Source organism: Microlunatus sp. Gsoil 973 (assembly GCF_009707365.1).
Taxonomy (GTDB): domain Bacteria; phylum Actinomycetota; class Actinomycetes; order Propionibacteriales; family Propionibacteriaceae; genus Microlunatus.
The window spans coordinates 911,036-924,691 of the sequence record NZ_CP046122.1 but is presented as its reverse complement, the minus strand read 5'-3'; the positions used below and the strand labels follow the sequence as shown (position 1 = coordinate 924,691).

Here is a 13,656-nt window from a genome sequence, read left to right as displayed (position 1 = left end):
ACCTCTGGATCCAAGTGTTCATGCTAGGCCATGGGGTGTAACGCTCGACGATCGAAGAATCGCCGCCGCGGCGAGGTCCCGGGCGCGCTGTGGCCCGGTCCAGCGGCCGGGCAGGGTGGGTCCGATCAGTCCCCCGACGATTCGTCCTGGGCCGGCAACGACGGCTGTTGCGTCGGGTAGAGGCCGACGACGAAGCCGAACGTCTGCTCCCCCGACCGCGGCAGCGAGGAGAACTCGTCGACGACCTCGAAGATGCGCCGCCAGAATCGCGCAGCCGCCTCCTCACTGATCCGTGCGTGGCGCAGGATGGCCCGCAACCGGTCGGCCCGCAGCGCCGGTTCCGATTCCGCCGCCGCCCGGTTCAGATAGTTCTCGATCAGTTCGACCTGGTCGGGCCGGATCTCACCGACGTAGAAGGTTCGCGCGGTGCGGCCGAAGAACCGCTCCTCCACCGCACGGACCTTGCGGGTCCTGACCACCTTGACCAGGCCGGCGGCAGCCAGCACGTCCACGTGGTAGGCCACCGAACTGGCCGGGCGCTGTACGGCCTCGGCCAGTTCGCCGACGGTGGCTGCTCGCTCGGTGAGCAGGTCGAGGATCGTGTCTCGGAGCGGGTGGAACAGCGCTTTCAGCTCCTTGGTGCCGGTGACGATCCGGAGATCGTCCAGGTCGTAATCCGGTCCGGGCGGAATGCTCGACATTTTTCGATCGTTCCTCTAGGCTGAAATCAATCGAGAAGTTTCGATCGTTGGTGCATCACGGTAGCGCATCGTCGCCGAACCGGCCGACGAGCGACGGACAGCGACTGACGAGCTACTGATGAGCTACTGACGGAAGGCTTGACGATGGACATCATTCTGGTGCCTGGGCTGTGGTTGGACGGATCCTCGTGGGACCGGGTGACGCCGGTGCTCGAGGCGGCCGGCCACCGCGTCCGGCCGATCACCCTGCCCGGTATGGAATCGGCGGACGCCGACCGGTCGACGGTCACTCTCCGTGACAATGTCGACGCCGTCGTCGCGGCGATCGACGCCTGTGCGAAGAGTCCGCTGGTCGTCGGCCATTCCGCGGCCTGCGGCATCGTGCACGCCGCGGTCGACGCCCGGCCGGACAAGGTGGTGCGGGCGGTCTACATCGGCGGGTTCCCCAACCCGCACGGCCGTCCGCTCGCCGGAGGATTCACCCCTGTGGGAGCCGATCTGGCGTTGCCGGACTGGTCGGAGTTCGACGACGCCGATCTCACCGACCTCGACGAGGAGGCGCGGGCTCGATTCCGGAAGCGAGCCGCGCCGTCACCGGCTGCCCTGGCCAGCGACAAGCAGACGCTGTCCAACCCGGCCCGGTACAACGTCCCGGTCACCTCCATCGCGCCCGAGTACACCTCGGCGATGCTGAAGGAGTGGATCGCCGAGGGTGCGGAGTCGGTGAGCGAATTCGCCCGGATCCGCGAGGTGGAGTACCTCGACCTGCCGACCGGCCATTGGCCACAGTTCACCCGTCCCGATGATCTTGCCGAACTGATCCTCGGATCTGTTCCCCTGACGGCCAAACAGTTCGCCGAATCCGACGGCGTCGGCGGCTGGAGACTTCACGGTCAGGGCTTCGGCGCATTCTTCCGGGCGGGCAGCTTCAGCCAGGGGGCGGCGTTCGCGTCCTACCTCGGTGATCTTGGTGACCTCGGCAACGGCCGGCTCGATGTCGATCTTCGCGCCGAGGGCGTACTGGTGACGCTGAGCCACTGGTTCAGTTTCATGATCGCCCGGGACGTGCTGACGGCGCGGGAGATCACCTCCCGCGCGGAGGGTGCCGGGCTGGTGGCCGATCCATCGCAGGTCCGGAGCATCCAGGTGAGCATCGACGCTGCCGATATCAACGGCGTTCTGCCCTTCTGGGAGGCCGTTCTCGGATACGAGATCAGGGTCGACGAGGACGTCGACGACCCGTTGCGCACCCTGCCCAGCTTCTGGTTCCAGCAGATGGACCCGCCGCGCACCGAACGCAACCGGATCCACATCGACGTCCACGTCCCCTATGACGAGATCCAGGAACGGATCGCCAAGGCCGTCGAAGCCGGCGGCACGGTCGTCAATGCCACGCATGCGCCGTTCTGGTGGACACTCGCCGACAAGGAAGGCAACGAAGTCGACGTCTGCGGCGGGTACGGCCGTGAGGAGGCCTGGGGGTTCGTGCCGAATTGATCCGGACTGTCGGGGCGACGTGCCTCACGGGTTGAAGGCGATGAACAGGTACGAGGCGAAGACCGCCAGATGAAGGATCCCCTGGAGCACGGTCGCCCTGCCCTGGGTGAGGGTGAGGATGCCGATCACCACGGTGAGGCCCAACAGCACGATGTCGGCGGCTCGCAGCCCCAGTTCCAGTGGAGTGGGTAGCCAGATGGAGGCCACCGCGATCACCGGGATGGTCAGGCCGATGCTGGCCATCGCGGAGCCGAGCGCCAGGTTGAGACTGGTCTGCAGTCGGTTGCGCAGGGCGGCGCGTACGGCGGCCGCCGTCTCCGGCGCGAGCACGATCAGCGCGATCGCCACCCCGACGACGCTGGGTGGTGCACCGGCGGCGGACAACCCGCCCTCCAGTGCCGGTGACTCCGATTTTGCCAGGCCGACGACGGCCACCAGGCACACCATCAGCAGTCCGAGGCTGAACAGCGTCGCCCGATTGGACGGCAGCGGCGCGTGCTCATGCTCGCCGCGGCTCTCGTCGGGCGAGTCGGCGACCTTGAGCACTTCGACGGGCAGGAAGAAGTCCCGGTGTCGCACGGTCTGGACGAACACGAAGACGCCGTACAGCAGGATCGACGCCGCACCGGCGAACCCGAGCTGCAGTCCGGTGAAGGTGCCGCCCGGGGCCGAGGTGGTGAAGGTCGGCAGCACCATGGTCAGGCTCACCAGGGCGGCCACGACCGCCAGGGCGCCGGTCGATCCCTGAGCGGAGAACCGGACGGTCCAGTGTTTGGCGGGGCCGACCAGCAGGCACAGCCCGATGATCAGGTTGCAAGTGATCATGACCGCCGAGAACACTGTGTCCCGCGGCAGGCTGGCGGCCTTCTCCCCGCCGGAGATCATCAGCGTCACGATCAACCCGACCTCGATGATGGTGACCGCAACGGCAAGGATCAGCGCGCCGTACGGGTCGCCCACCCGATGAGCGATCACCTCGGCGTGATGCACCGCGGTGATCACGCTCCCGATCAGTGCCAGGCCGCCCAACACCACCAGCGCGAGGTTGAGCTCCCTGCCCCAGGTGATGATCAACATGATCATGCCGACGATCGGCAGCGCGATCGCCCACCACGGCGTTGCCAGCAGCTGGAACCTTCCGGTCTGCGCCATGCCCACGGCCTATCCGCGGTCGTCCAGGCCGCGGATCGGCAGGCCGGCGAGGAAGCTCTGGATCTCCAGGTCCCATAGACCCCACTCATGCTCGCCCGGCACGAACGACGTGCGCAGCGGCAGACCCGCCTCCTCGATCGCCGTGACGTAGGAGCGGTTGTCCTCGATCAGCCTGTCCTCGGTCCCGCAACTGACGTACAGCGACGGCGAGTGATCCCGGTCGACCGTGCCGAGCAGGTGGAACAGGTCCGCGGACTCCGGGACAGGATCGGAGCCGAAGATCCGTTCGGACAACCGCGGATCGTCGGGCCTGACCCGGTTGGTCCGAATCCCGGTGATGTTGACGGCGCCGGAGAAGCTGGCAGCCGCGGCGAACCGGTCGGGATAGGTGAGCGCCCAGCGCATCGCTCCGTAGCCGCCCATCGAGAGCCCGGCGACGAAGGTGTCCTCGCGCCGGTCGGACAGCCGGAAGAACTGACCCACCAGTTCCGGCAGCTCCTCGGAGAGGAACGTCCAGTACGCACCGCCGTAGGCCTGATCATGATAGAAGCTGCGATGCACCTGGGGCATGATCACCGCCATCCCGAGCGGCGCGACGTACCGCTCGACGGAGGTACGTCGAAGCCAGGTCGTGTCGTCGTCGCTCAACCCGTGCAGCAGGTACAGCACCGGTGGCGGTTCACTGCCGACGGCGCCGGCCATGCCGATCTGGGTGCGCGTCTGTTGGGGCAGGATCACCGTCATCGAGGTGCTCAGGCCGAGGGCATCGGAATAGAAGTCGCAACGCAGGTGAGCCATGGTTGCCAGCCTGCCAGAAGGCTCATCGGGCCAGCGCCGGCACCACGGCTTTGTTCAGGTGCTGGGCGAAGTCGCCGCGCTGCCCGACCACCACGCCCTCCAGGCCGAGCCACTCGGCCAGCAGCCGCAACTCCGCGGCCAGCGCCTGGCCCACCTCACCGGGCTCGGCATGATCCTCCAGCCAGGCAGCATTGACCCGAAGCACCCCGGCGGCACGATCGGCCTTGAGATCGACCCGGGCGACGAACCGGTCGCCGAGGAGGAACGGGTAGACGTAGTAGCCGTGCACCCGTTTCGGCTCGGGGACGTAGATTTCGATCCGGTAGAAGAATTCGAACAACCGCTCCAGCCGGTCACGCTCGAACATCACCGAATCGAACGGGCTGACCAGTGATCGGGCGTCGAGGCTGCGCGGCAGCTTCGCCTGGTGCCACAGGTAGGCGTTCCGGCTCCAGCCCTCGACACTCACCGGGATCAGTTCTCCGGCGTCGACCAGATCCCTGATCGCGGGCTGGGTCTGCTGCTGGCTGGTCCGGAAGTAGTCCCGAAGGTCGAATTCCGACGCGACGCCCAGGGCTGCGGCGGCCCGGCGGACCAGTTGCCGCATGGCCTCCTCCACCGGTGGCGTCGGTGTCTGCAGGATCTGTTGCGGAAGCACCCGCTCGACCAGGTCGTAGGTGCGCTCGAACTGTCCGTTGCGCCGCGTCGGTGTGATCACGCCGGCATTGAAGAGTCGTTCGCAGGACACCTTGACGTCGGACCAGTTCCAGCCCCAGTCCACCTTCTTGCGGGGCACGTGATCGGGATCGAGATGGTCGATCTCCCGCGGACCGAGCGGCCCGGATTCGGTGATCTGCTGCAACACCCAGGCATCCAGTTGGCGATCGGCCCGCCCGGTGGCCCAGGGATGGTCAGTCCGGGCTGCATGGGCGGCCATCCGGAACCGGAGCGCGGGTTGCAGGGTGATGTCGATGGCGCTGGCCGCGTGCCCCCAGTACTCGAAAAGCCGGCGCGGATTCCTGCCCAGTGCCCGGTCGAGCAGACCAGGGTCGTACGGCCCGAGCCTGCTGTAGAGCGGCAGGTAGTGGGCGCGGGCGACGATGTTGATGGTGTCGATCTGGAACTGGGCGAGCCGGTTGATCACCGCCTGGACGTCGCGCATTCCCGGCGTTCGGTCGGGTCGCTGCCCTCCCCGCCCGCCGGCGTGGTGACCGGCGAACCCTTGTGCGGCCAGCGCGACCCGGCGGGCCTGGGAGTTGGACAGTGATTGCTTGCGCACGCACCGGAGCCTAGACGTCGGCACCGACAGAGGTACCGACATTCATCCCAACACGAACACCCACACGGCAGCGACGGCGAATGCCGGTGCCGCGGTGCGCCGCCCCCGAGGGAGACCCTCAGTGGACCACTGCCTCGACGTTCTCGAGTCTGATCACGCCGTAGTCGTAGCCCTTGCGGCGGTACACCACGCTGGGCGTCTGGAGTTCCTTGTCGATGAACAGGTAGAAGTCGTGACCGACCAACTCCATCGCGTCCAGCGCCTCGCAGAGCGTCATCGGCGCGGCCTGGTGGGTCTTCTGCCTGACCACCAACGGCCCGTCGCCCTCCACCTGGATGCCTGCGACGTCGTGGGTCTCGACGTCGTCCTGGGAGGTGCCGTTCATCGACGCGACATCGATGGGCAGGCTCGCGGTCGCCTCGTGCAGCGAACGCGGTTTGTGGCTTCCGCGATGGACCCGGCGCCGGTCAGCCGCCTTGCGAAGCTGCGCCATCAACTTCTCCAGAGCAAGATCAAAAGCAGCTGTCTTGGACTCGGCAGCCGCTTCGGCGCGAACCACCGGTCCCTTGGTGTGCAGAGTGATCTCCACCCGACTTCCATGATCAAGTTGTCGTCTGTTGCGTTCGGCGGATACTTCGACGTCGACCCGGAAAACCCGCCCGTTGAGCTTTTCGAGCCTGGTGATCTTGTCATCGACGTAGGTGCGGAACTGCTCGGGAAGTGCACAATGCCGGCTCTTGACGACAACGTCCATGTCCAACCTCCAACGGCTAGCGGCTCCCGGACGACGTCCGGGAAACATAGGTTTTCGAACGGGGTTTTTTGTTAACAGGCTTGCCATCGGCGGACAGAACACCAAAGGCCGCGCTCCCCCTCGGAGCTGCGGCCCGGTCCGACTGCGCACCCGCTGCGGTGTGCGTCCCGATGGCTTGGTTCGCCATAACCAGACGGTAGTCCTGTCCGGCATCGAATTCCAGAGAAGGCCGAGCCCGGATCGGACCCGGGCCGCCCCGCCGCGTGGATCCGGCCGACTGCTGCCGTTCGACAGGAGAAAGCGTCCACTATGTGGACGGCCGTGGACTGCGGTGTAGGCCGTCGACCGGTTGGCGCACCCAGGGATCCATTCGCCCGGGCCGGCCGCTGTGCGACAAGCCGCGCCTGTGACCCGGCACCGGGCACCGCCGATCCGGGACACCCCGATCCGGGTTGGACCGACCGGGCCCAATAGCCTTGCACCGTGACGTCAGCTCGCCCGGATGCGCCCGAGGAGTCGGCCGTCGGCCCCGGGTTGAACCGTCCGCTGGCGGTGCTCGCCGCCATCACCTTCTTCATGGAGAACCTTGACGGCACCATCATCGCCACGGCCGCGCCGGCGATCGCCGACGATCTCGGCACCCAGGCCGTCGCGATCAATGCGGCGATGACCAGCTATCTGGTCACTCTTGCCGTCGGTATCCCGGTCTCCGGTTGGCTGACCGACCGGTTCGGTGCGCGCCGCATCTTCCTGCTGGCGATCGCGATCTTCACCGTCTCGTCGGTGTTCTGTGCGATGAGCCCGAATCTGGCGGTGCTCTGCCTGTTGCGGATCCTGCAGGGGGTCGGCGGGTCGATGATGGTGCCGGTCGGTCGACTGGTGGTGTTGCGCAACACCTCCAAACGGGACCTGCTGGCGGCGACCGCGTATCTCACCTGGCCGGCCCTGCTGGCGCCGGTGATCGCGCCGACGTTGGGCGGCTGGCTGGCCAGCTACGCGTCCTGGCACTGGATCTTCCTGATCAACGTGCCCATCGGGATCGGCTGTTTCATCGCTGCGATCGTGCTGGTCACCGACGGTCCGGTCGCCGATGTGCCGCGACTGGACTGGATCGGCTTCGTCCTCTGCGGCGGTTGCCTGGCGGCGCTGCTGCTGGGCCTGGAACAGATCGGCGGCAGTGCCAGCGCGACGAACTGGTCGTTGACCACCGCCCTGCTGGCGCTCGCCGTGGTACTCGGCGTCGCCTTCTGGATGGGTCTTCGGCGTCGCGACCACCCGCTGCTGGATCTCGGCGCGATGCGGGTGCCGACCTTCCGGGTGGTCAACGCCAGCGGCATGGTCTACCGGCTGGTGATCTCGGCTGCGCCGTTCCTGCTGCCGCTGATGTTCCAGCTCGGGTACGGCTGGAGCGCGGCTCGGGCAGGTCTGCTGGTGATGGCGCTGTTCGCCGGGAACGTGTTGATCAAGCCGGCCACCAGCCCGCTGATCCGCCGTTTCGGCTTCAAGCGGATCGTCGTCGGCAGCTCCCTGTGCGGTGGGCTGGTCTTCGCCGGTTGCGCCATGCTGACTCCGGAGTCACCGGTCTGGCTGATCGTCCTCCTGCTGTTCGCCAGCGGGGTGTTCCGGTCGATCGGGTTCAGCGGTTACAACTCGCTGCAGTTCGCCGACATCCCGGTGCGGCAGATGTCGGATGCCAACACGCTCTCCTCCACGATCGGTCAGATCGCGGCGGGTCTCGGTGTGGCGTTCGGCGCGCTCGCCCTCCGCGGTGCGGAGGGCATCCTGGCAGTGACCCACCCGCACGTGGGTCCGGACGCCCCGTTCCGGATCGCCTTCGCGATCCTGGCGGTGATCATGATCTATCCGGTGCTGGAAGGCGGCCTGGGATTGCATCGTCGTTCCGGTGCTGCGGTGGCTGCCGCGCGCTGAGCCGCTCCCGCGGCTCAGCCCTCACGGTCGGTCACCGTCGCCGGTCACAGTCCGAACCGGTCCGCCCAACGGCGGACGTCGTAGGTCGTGGCGTTGCCGCCGGACAGCACGAACCCCAGACGGGCCTTCGGTCCGACCCGGTCCAGTACCTGCCGGGCGGCGGGCAGCAGGGAGCCGTCGGCCGGTTCGATCCAGACCTTCGCGCGGTCGGCAAGCTGGAGCGTTCCGGCGACACAGTCCCGGTCGCTGACCAGCAGGACGTCCTCCAGCAGGGCCGCGTGCTGCAGGGTGAGCTGCGACACCTGGGGTGCGCTGAGCGTGCTGATCATGGACGACAACGTTGCCGGGACCGGCCTGCCGGCGCCGATCGCGTCAGTCAGCGCCCGGGCTCCCTCCGGTTCGACTCCCCAGATGCGCAGCTCCGGACGGAGCCCCTTCAGCGCCACGGCGACCCCGGCGATCAGCCCTCCGCCGCCGACACTGACCAGGACATCGGTCAGCTGCCCGGCATCCTCGGCGAGCTCCAGCCCGACTGTGCCCTGACCGGCGACCACGATCTCGTCGTCGAACGGATGGACCAGCACCAGACCCTCGGTGCGCAGCTCGTCCACCCGGGCGAACGCGGCCGGCATGCCGTCGGTGAGCTCGACCCTGGCGCCGGCGGCCCGGGCCCGGCCTATCGAGTCCTCCGGCGCGCTCTGCGGCATCACCACCGTCGCCGCGACGCCGAGCGCGGCAGCCATCACGGCAACGGCGATGCCGTGATTACCGCCGCTCACCGCGACGACACCGTGTCGGCGCTCCTCCTCGGTCAACGACAGCAGCTTCGCGGCCGCTCCCTTGCCTTGAACGAGCCGGTCCGTTGCAGGGCTTCGATCTTGATCGTGGCGTCGGCGCCGAGCAGCGCGGACAGTCCCGGACTGGCCACGGTGGGCGTCCGGAGGATGTACGGCGTGATCGCGCCGGCGGCCCGGCGGATGTCGGTGAGGCTGATCATCAGATCAGCTATCAAACACCACGCGCCGCATCCGGGCGGACGGGGTGGGCAGATGATGCCGGCGGATGATGGCGGCGCACGGTCGACGCCAGCACCGCGGCGCCGGCCACGTCCAGACCCGCTGCGGTCAGTGCCCTGGTTGCTTCGGCGAGGCTCGAGCCGGTGGTTACCAGGTCGTCGACGACGACCAGCGTGCCCGGGAACCGCGGCCGGGCCGGTCGGCGTACGGCGTAGGCGCCGGCAAGGTTGGCCTGCCGTTGCGACGCGGTCAGATCGGACTGGTCGGCCAGCCGGCGGACAGGTCGGAGCAAACGGACCATGCGTACGCTCTCCGATCGCTGCGTGGCGAGTCGGCGCGCCGCGGCCACGGCAAGGGCCGCCGTCGCGTCCCGTCCGCGGGATCGCACCGCCGCGGCCGACGACGGTATCGGGACCAGGTAGACCGGCCCGGCACCGACGTCCCGCAGCAGCGCGGCGACGGCCCGCGCCAACCGCCGACCGAGGTCCGAGCTGAGCAACCACGCCTGGCGTTCCTTGTGCGCGGAGATCAGGTTCCGCATCAGGTCGTCGTACGGTCCACCGGTGACGGTCGGCGGGAACCCCGGAGGAGTTGGGCTCGGCCGGGCACGCCGCGGTGCGGGCGCAGCCAGTGCGGCCCGGCATCCCGGGCACAGCCCGACGCCGGCACGTCCACACCCGGGGCACACCGCACCCAGCAGCAGGTCACCCGCAACGGAGATCCAGTGCCCGAGTCGTTCTGCTGGTCCCATCCGGCCACTCTGGCCCACTGACCGCCCCGATCGGGTCCGCCGGGTCGTGGCCTGTGGAGGACTGCCCACCGGTGAGGCTCGAATCCGCAAACTCAAACGTTGATCCACGGGCTCGTGGCGTCGGCGTGTCGGAGCCGCACGATCAAACTTTGACCTTGCGGCAAGGGGGGCTGCGGCACGGGGCTGCGGTTGGTCGCTCAGCCCGGATAGGTGGCGGCCGACAGCGAGCCGGCGAACAGGTTCCACTGGTCGCCGCTGCGATAGATCCACGACTTCGCGCCCTTGCCCGAGACGACAGCGTGGTAGGCGCCGCTGCGGTCCGCGGCAGTGGCCAGCGAGGTTGCTCCCCAGTTGTCGGAGGTGCCGACGCGTTCGAACTGCGACCCGTCGATCTCCACGCCGTACGGTTCGAAACTCGCCCCCTCGGTCGTTGCGCCGAGGATCAGCAGCCTGGTGGAGGAGATCCAGCCGAGGTCGGCAAGTCTTTCGATCTGAGTGGCATCGGTATCGGCCAGGTCGATGATCCGCAGGTCCCCCAGCCGGATCGAGTCGCCACGGATGATCGGCGCGACGGCCAGCAGGTCGCGGTTGCCGGACTGCACGATCACGGCCATCCGGGTGCCGTCCGGGGAGATCCGGAAGTTGATCATGCGCACCTTCTTCAACCACCGCGATTCGACCCGGGTCGGCTTGGTGCTGGTGCCGTTGAACACCCTGATCACCTGGCCGCGGGGCGGACCGCTGACCGCCCAGAGCTCGTCGAAGCGAGTGAAGTCAGGCCGCAGCAGAGCACGCTGGTCGTAGAGCAGCGTGCGTACGGAGTTGCCTCCGGACAGCTGGGTGCGCAGGATCTGCCGGTCGTCGGTCACCGCGGCCAGCATCTTGACGGAGGCGTTGGCCGCGATGGAACTGATCCGGAAACCCTTCCGCCCCAGCGGGCCGGAGACAGGTGCGATCTGGGATCCGTCGCCACGGACCGCGACGACGGTGTTGTTCTGTACCCCGAGCAGGTCGTCGCCGGACCGGTCCGGCACCGGCGCGAACCGGGCACCGTAGGAGATCGGGACATAGGCCGACTCACCACTGCCGACCTGACCAGGCACCCGCAGCGTGGTCCCGTTGACCGTCAGCCGGAAACCGCGCGGACCGGAGTCGTCGATCTGGCTCAGGGTCCAGGCGATCTGGGCCGCCATCTGGGACAGCTGTTCGTCCTTCAGCGACGTGGCCGGGTTGCCCAACGAGATCTGGGCCAACCCGTCCACGATCGGCACACTGCTCAGCGAGGTCCGTGGGAACGCCGAGGTGACGGCCGGGCGCAGCGACGCGGTCGGGCCGCGCAGCAGGGCCTGAACCAGGGCGGTTGCCGTCTGTCCGTCGGTGGGTAGATAGATCGGATCGGGGACCAGAGTGCGGAACTGAGGGTCGAAGAAGTACAGGTTGTACGACGCGTAGGTCGCGCTGAAGCTGGTGTCGCTGATCAACAGCCCGTCCGGCGGGTTGCTGATCCGCCACTGCCCCTTCGCGTCCTTCTGCATGGCGAAGTCCTGGGTCAGCTCCCCCGACCTGGTGCTGTAGCTGCCATCCGCACCGACCTCACCGACCCTGCTCATCGACAGCACGACATTGCTCTCTGTGCTGTCGTACTTCGGGTTGTTGTAGATGGTGATCTTGTCCTCCGGACGCCAGCGTGCCCTGGCATCGGCGGTCAGGAACTGCTTGGCGATCTGGTAACCCGGCTGGTAACGGCTCATGGCCAAAAGGAAGCCGTCGATGATCACCCGCGGAGATGCGTTCTGCACCGGCGGTTTGGGTACGACCTCGGGCCGATTGTTGCCCCGTCGGGTCCCGGTGTCGGCCTGTTCGACGCTTCCGGTGGTCGGCACCGACACACAGCCGGTCAGGGCCAGAGCGACCAGCAGCGGGCCGATGATCATCGCCGGCCACTGCCGGCGGCGGGAGGACTTGTCGATCATCGGGAATCCTGCGGCTCGTTGCCTGCCGACGTTCCGGCAAGATCATGATCATGGATCCGGGAGCCGTGCTCGGCGTGATCCGTCCGGTGGCCTCCGGCGCCACGAGGCGACCCCTGCTCCGCACCACCGGGCGGCTCGTCCGGCCCGGTGTCTGCGGGGGTCGCCGGTGAGACGGGTTCGTCGGACGCGGACAGCGGCAGCGGTGAGATCAGATCCCGCGGCACCAGCGGGAGCGGCGACTGCTGCAGGATGTCCCCGGCCCGGCGCGGCAGAGTGACGCGGAACTGGGCGCCCCGCCCCGGCCTGCCCCAGGCGTTCAGCCAGCCGCCGTGCAACCGGGTGTCCTCCATCGAGATGGACAGCCCAAGACCGGTGCCGCCGATCCGGCGTTCGCGAGACGGATCGGCGCGCCAGAACCGGTGGAAGACCTGCTTGGCCTGGGCCGCCTCGAACCCGACCCCATGATCACGGACGGCGATCGCCACAGCGTCCTCGTCGCTGGCGAGCAGGATGTCGATGGGCCGGGATTCGCCGTGTTCGATGGCGTTGACGAGCAGATTGCGGAGCACGCGTTCGATCCGGCGGCTGTCGATCTCTGCGCTGATCGGTCCCGGCGAGTGGATCCGGATCTCGGTGCCGGAGGATTCGGCCAGCGATGCGGTCCCGCCGACCACCCGGTCCACCAGCTGGTTGATGTCGGTTTCGGCGGGCGCCAGTACGGCGGCTCCGGCGTCGAACCGGGAGATCTCCAGCAGGTCGGTGAGCAGGGACTCGAAGCGGTCGAGTTCGACCTGCAGCAGTTCGGCGGAGCGGGAGGCGACCGGATCGAAGTCCTCCCTTGCCTCGTACAACATCTCGGCAGCCATCCGGACCGTGGTCAGCGGCGTGCGCAACTCGTGCGACACGTCGGTGACGAACCGTTGCTGTACCCGGGACAGCTCCTCCAGCTGGGTGATCTGCTTCTGCAGTTCTGAGGCCATGTAGTTCATCGACAGCGCCAACCTGGCCAGATCATCCTTGCCACGGACGGTCATCCGGTCCTCGAGATTGCCGGACGCCAGCCGTTCCGCGGCACGTCGGGCCGCACGGATCGGCGAGACCACCTGCCGGGCGACCAGGCCGGCGATGAAGGTGAGCAGGAAGATCAACACCGCCCCGGTGATCACCACGGCCCGCTGCAGCGACCGGAGAGTCTCCGCCTCCTGTTCCATCGGGAAGATCACGTACACCTGATAGCCCTCGGTGCCGGGCACTTGGAGGACCGTGCCGAACGCCTCGCCGGGAACCGTCTGTCCGCTCAGGGTGCGCACCTCGGTCGGCGCCTTCCACAGCCTGGTGTCGTTGTGTCGGCTCTGCACCCATTCCCGCAGGTTCTCCGGAACGCTGTCCTCGGAGATGTCGTTGCTGGACTTCTGGATGCCGAGCTGGGACTCGACGATCACGTAATAACCACCGGTGCTGCCGCTCTTGTCGGAGATGTCGGTGAGGATTCCGGCCAACGTGTCGTTGATGTTGGTGTCACTGTCGATATTGAGCGCGTCGAGCTTGGACTGTGCGGTCCGGACCGCGAAGTTGGCCTGCCCGTTGGCGGCCTGGTCCTTGGCGTTCAGCACGCCGATCGCCGCCTGTTGCATGAGCAGGATGCCGCCGAGCACCATCACCACGACCGAGGCGACGAAGGTGGTCGAGACCACTCGCAACGGCAGTGAACGTTGCCAGGCGTCGACCGGGAGGCGCCACCACCGACGTTGCGGTTGCAGCGGATCGTTCAGCAGTTCCAGGCCATCAGTCACGGCATCGACCACG

General features: G+C 67.8%; 12 protein-coding genes. 2 read left to right on the top strand and 10 right to left on the bottom strand.

The features are described from left to right. Positions 1–125: 125 nt before the first annotated feature. Positions 126–701 (bottom strand): transcriptional regulator, encoded by a 576-nt coding sequence (locus GJV80_RS04335; RefSeq protein ID WP_154686833.1) that lies wholly within the window; start codon positions 699–701, stop codon positions 126–128. 144 nt (positions 702–845) lie between these two features. Here GJV80_RS04335 and GJV80_RS04330 point away from each other — a divergent pair, with 144 nt between their 5' ends. Further along, on the top strand, positions 846–2,198 hold the full coding sequence (locus tag GJV80_RS04330; RefSeq protein WP_154686832.1) for an alpha/beta fold hydrolase: 1,353 nt from the start codon (positions 846–848) through the stop codon (positions 2,196–2,198). Between the two features lie 24 nt (positions 2,199–2,222). Here GJV80_RS04330 and GJV80_RS04325 read toward each other — a convergent pair whose 3' ends face one another. The 4 genes from GJV80_RS04325 to hpf form a co-directional block, all read right to left on the bottom strand. Continuing rightward, positions 2,223–3,350 (bottom strand): calcium:proton antiporter, encoded by a 1,128-nt coding sequence (locus GJV80_RS04325; protein ID WP_154686831.1) that lies wholly within the window; start codon positions 3,348–3,350, stop codon positions 2,223–2,225. A 9-nt stretch (positions 3,351–3,359) separates the two neighbouring features. Beyond that, complete coding sequence (locus GJV80_RS04320; protein ID WP_154686830.1) at positions 3,360–4,148, bottom strand: alpha/beta hydrolase family protein; 789 nt, start codon at positions 4,146–4,148, stop codon at positions 3,360–3,362. Between the two features lie 22 nt (positions 4,149–4,170). Then, complete coding sequence (locus tag GJV80_RS04315) at positions 4,171–5,427, bottom strand: winged helix-turn-helix domain-containing protein (protein ID WP_230208129.1); 1,257 nt, start codon at positions 5,425–5,427, stop codon at positions 4,171–4,173. Positions 5,428–5,545: 118 nt separating this feature from the next. Further along, the gene (hpf, locus tag GJV80_RS04310) at positions 5,546–6,181 is read right to left on the bottom strand and encodes a ribosome hibernation-promoting factor, HPF/YfiA family (RefSeq protein ID WP_154686828.1); all 636 of its coding nucleotides are present in this window, start codon (positions 6,179–6,181) and stop codon (positions 5,546–5,548) included. A 483-nt stretch (positions 6,182–6,664) separates the two neighbouring features. Here hpf and GJV80_RS04305 point away from each other — a divergent pair, with 483 nt between their 5' ends. Beyond that, on the top strand, positions 6,665–8,110 hold the full coding sequence (locus GJV80_RS04305; protein WP_230208128.1) for an MFS transporter: 1,446 nt from the start codon (positions 6,665–6,667) through the stop codon (positions 8,108–8,110). 44 nt (positions 8,111–8,154) lie between these two features. On the opposite strand, the gene GJV80_RS04300 is transcribed toward GJV80_RS04305, so the two are convergent. The 5 genes from GJV80_RS04300 to mtrB form a co-directional block, all read right to left on the bottom strand. After that, entirely contained in the window at positions 8,155–8,925 is a 771-nt protein-coding gene (locus GJV80_RS04300; protein WP_230208127.1) for a pyridoxal-phosphate dependent enzyme, read from the bottom strand. After that, entirely contained in the window at positions 8,922–9,107 is a 186-nt protein-coding gene (locus GJV80_RS23655; RefSeq protein ID WP_230208126.1) for a hypothetical protein, read from the bottom strand. Before GJV80_RS23655 ends, GJV80_RS04300 begins: the two co-directional genes overlap by 4 nt. 11 nt (positions 9,108–9,118) lie before the next feature. Continuing rightward, on the bottom strand, positions 9,119–9,877 hold the full coding sequence (locus GJV80_RS04295) for a ComF family protein (RefSeq protein WP_154686827.1): 759 nt from the start codon (positions 9,875–9,877) through the stop codon (positions 9,119–9,121). 197 nt (positions 9,878–10,074) lie between these two features. Continuing rightward, entirely contained in the window at positions 10,075–11,850 is a 1,776-nt protein-coding gene (locus tag GJV80_RS04290; protein ID WP_154686826.1) for an LpqB family beta-propeller domain-containing protein, read from the bottom strand. Continuing rightward, positions 11,847–13,643: an MtrAB system histidine kinase MtrB gene (gene mtrB, locus GJV80_RS04285; protein WP_230208125.1), complete on the bottom strand. Its 1,797-nt coding sequence runs from the start codon at positions 13,641–13,643 to the stop codon at positions 11,847–11,849. Before mtrB ends, GJV80_RS04290 begins: the two co-directional genes overlap by 4 nt. Positions 13,644–13,656: the final 13 nt, after the last annotated feature.

Bases quoted from the DNA above. Each gene is read 5' to 3' on its own strand.
- GJV80_RS04325 (WP_154686831.1), bottom strand. From the start codon at position 3,350: ATGGCGCAGACCGGAAGGTTCCAGCTGCTGGCAACGCCGTGGTGGGCG.
- GJV80_RS23655 (WP_230208126.1), bottom strand. From the start codon at position 9,107: ATGATCAGCCTCACCGACATCCGCCGGGCCGCCGGCGCGATCACGCCG.
- GJV80_RS04330 (WP_154686832.1), top strand. From the start codon at position 846: ATGGACATCATTCTGGTGCCTGGGCTGTGGTTGGACGGATCCTCGTGG.
- GJV80_RS04290 (WP_154686826.1), bottom strand. From the start codon at position 11,850: ATGATCGACAAGTCCTCCCGCCGCCGGCAGTGGCCGGCGATGATCATC.
- GJV80_RS04320 (WP_154686830.1), bottom strand. From the start codon at position 4,148: ATGGCTCACCTGCGTTGCGACTTCTATTCCGATGCCCTCGGCCTGAGC.
- GJV80_RS04295 (WP_154686827.1), bottom strand. From the start codon at position 9,877: ATGGGACCAGCAGAACGACTCGGGCACTGGATCTCCGTTGCGGGTGAC.
- GJV80_RS04335 (WP_154686833.1), bottom strand. From the start codon at position 701: ATGTCGAGCATTCCGCCCGGACCGGATTACGACCTGGACGATCTCCGG.
- hpf (WP_154686828.1), bottom strand. From the start codon at position 6,181: ATGGACGTTGTCGTCAAGAGCCGGCATTGTGCACTTCCCGAGCAGTTC.